The 1,792-nt window shown below is 67.3% G+C and carries 2 protein-coding genes; both read right to left on the bottom strand.

Features of this window, described 5'->3' with window-relative positions; translation table 11 throughout:
- Window positions 1-19: 19 nt before the first annotated feature.
- Window positions 20-259 (bottom strand): hypothetical protein, encoded by a 240-nt coding sequence (locus D7V80_RS40880; protein ID WP_014393167.1) that lies wholly within the window; start codon window positions 257-259, stop codon window positions 20-22.
- Window positions 260-419: 160 nt separating this feature from the next.
- Window positions 420-1,460, bottom strand: coding sequence for a helix-hairpin-helix domain-containing protein (locus D7V80_RS40875; RefSeq protein WP_120593134.1), 1,041 nt, complete (start codon window positions 1,458-1,460; stop codon window positions 420-422).
- Window positions 1,461-1,792 lie beyond the last annotated feature (332 nt).

Raw genomic sequence — 1,792 nt, 5'->3', positions numbered from 1 at the left:
GTTCGGGGGGTGGCGGTGGTCATCGGGAGCCTCGGGAGCTTGTGTCGGTGTTGGCGGCGGCCTGGCGGGCGAGGGCCCAGCGGAGCATCTGGGGCTTGAGCCAGAGGCGCGGGCGCCCGGCGCCCAGGTCGAGCACCGGACGGGGCATGTCCGGATAGCGACGCAGGTACGTGCTGACGCTGTTGGGGTGGGCAAGGCGCAGGAGGCCCGCCACCTCCTGGGCGTCAATCAGGTCCTTCGTGTTCACCAGGGGGCACATGGGGCGTGTCTATACCCATAGACACGCGGGGATGCACGGTTTCCTTCCCGCGCCGGATGCCTGCCCGCCAGCGGCCTGCCTGCTTCCGGACACGACAAAGCCCCGGGCTCCATGAGGGAACCCGGGGCTTCGGGACGGAAGGGACGTCAGGTGGAAGGGACTACTCCGCCCACCAGGTGTTGGTCATCACGCTGAAGCCGTTCGCGGTGTCCACGTAGATGTGGACGGTGTTGCGGCTCCAGGGGTCCTTCTCGTAGGTGATGGTGCAGCCCTTGAAGGAGCGGCCCTGGGTCAGCGCGTCCAGGTTCGCGAAGCCCGCGTCACGAACCGAGGCGGAGATGTGGGAGTTGCCGTTGACGTAGGCGAAGGCGCTCGCGACCGCGGCGCGAACCTCGGCGGCGTCGGCCAGGTTCGGGCGGACAGAGGCGCCGTACGGGATGCTGGTCGGCTCCAGGCCGAAACACTCCTTCTGGTCACGGTAGGCGTGCTGCTCGATGGCGATGTTCCACCAGTCGAAGTGGCGCTTCACGGTGGCGCCGTAGGAGCCGTTGCTGGGGATGGCGTTGATGGCGGTGAAGAGCGCCTCCAGCGGACGGCTCAGGGTGGCGGAGTTGCGGATGTTGCGGAAGCTCACGTCACCGATGCCCGCCGTGTCGGCGATCTGCTGCGCGGTGGTGAAGGGGCGCGCGTTGAGCAGGTTGACGGCGCCGTTCCACGCGTCCGGCAGGACGTCGTGCAGCTCCGAGTCGTCGATGCTGTTCACCAGCGCGACGATGGCGGCCTGGTCGTCACGGGAGATGGCGATGCCGTCCAGGATGCCGACACAGTCCGCGTCGATGAAGTCCATCGTCCGGGCGCCGCCCTCCAGCTGCTTGAGCCGGGCCGGGCCGACGAGCGGCACGGTGGACAGGTCCGCCAGCGACGTGAACGGCGCGGTGGCGCGGCGGTTCACGATGTTGGTGACCACGTTGCTGGGCAGGTAGCGGTCGAGGAGCGAGTACGACGCCGTGTTCGCGAACTCGAGGATGCCCGAGCACTCGATGGCCACGTCGACGTTCGTCGTCGTGAGGATGGGGGCCTGCTGCTGCTGCTCGGCGGACGGGGTGGTGGAGCCGGACTCGGGGGAGGTTCCAGCTTCGGAACCGGCACCGCAACCCACGAGCATGCTCACGGCGAGAAGGGCTGAGCCAAGACGACGCATCAGGGACTCCTGAATGAGGGGGGGGTGCTGCGATGAGACGCGGCTTAATACATCAAATCCGTCTGACACCACCGGCCTGATACGCGCTTTGTGCATGTCACAATTCAGTCACCATCAACGTGTTCCGTTGGGAGCATTCCGCCCGGCGCCACGAGGCGAGACTTCCTGACGTAGGAACACACGGCCCCAGGGTTGCCTCCAGCATCTTGCCTCGGGTGACCTTCCAGGTTGAGTGAAGTTCATGCGACCATGGGGGTCCATGGGTCAGGAAGGGTCACAGGTGTTCCCGGGGGCGCTCCAGCCTGGCGCGGTGGTGGGGCGTTGGCGGGTGC

Source organism: Corallococcus sp. CA054B, assembly GCF_003611625.1.
GTDB lineage: Bacteria > Myxococcota > Myxococcia > Myxococcales > Myxococcaceae > Corallococcus > Corallococcus coralloides.
The sequence above is the reverse complement of the archived record's forward strand: the minus strand, read 5'-3'. Positions and strand labels throughout refer to the sequence as shown.

What these genes read in the sequence shown, in the direction of transcription:
- D7V80_RS40880 (WP_014393167.1), bottom strand. Translation starts at nt 259, where the DNA reads ATGTGCCCCCTGGTGAACACGAAGGACCTGATTGACGCCCAGGAGGTG.
- D7V80_RS40875 (WP_120593134.1), bottom strand. Translation starts at nt 1,460, where the DNA reads ATGCGTCGTCTTGGCTCAGCCCTTCTCGCCGTGAGCATGCTCGTGGGT.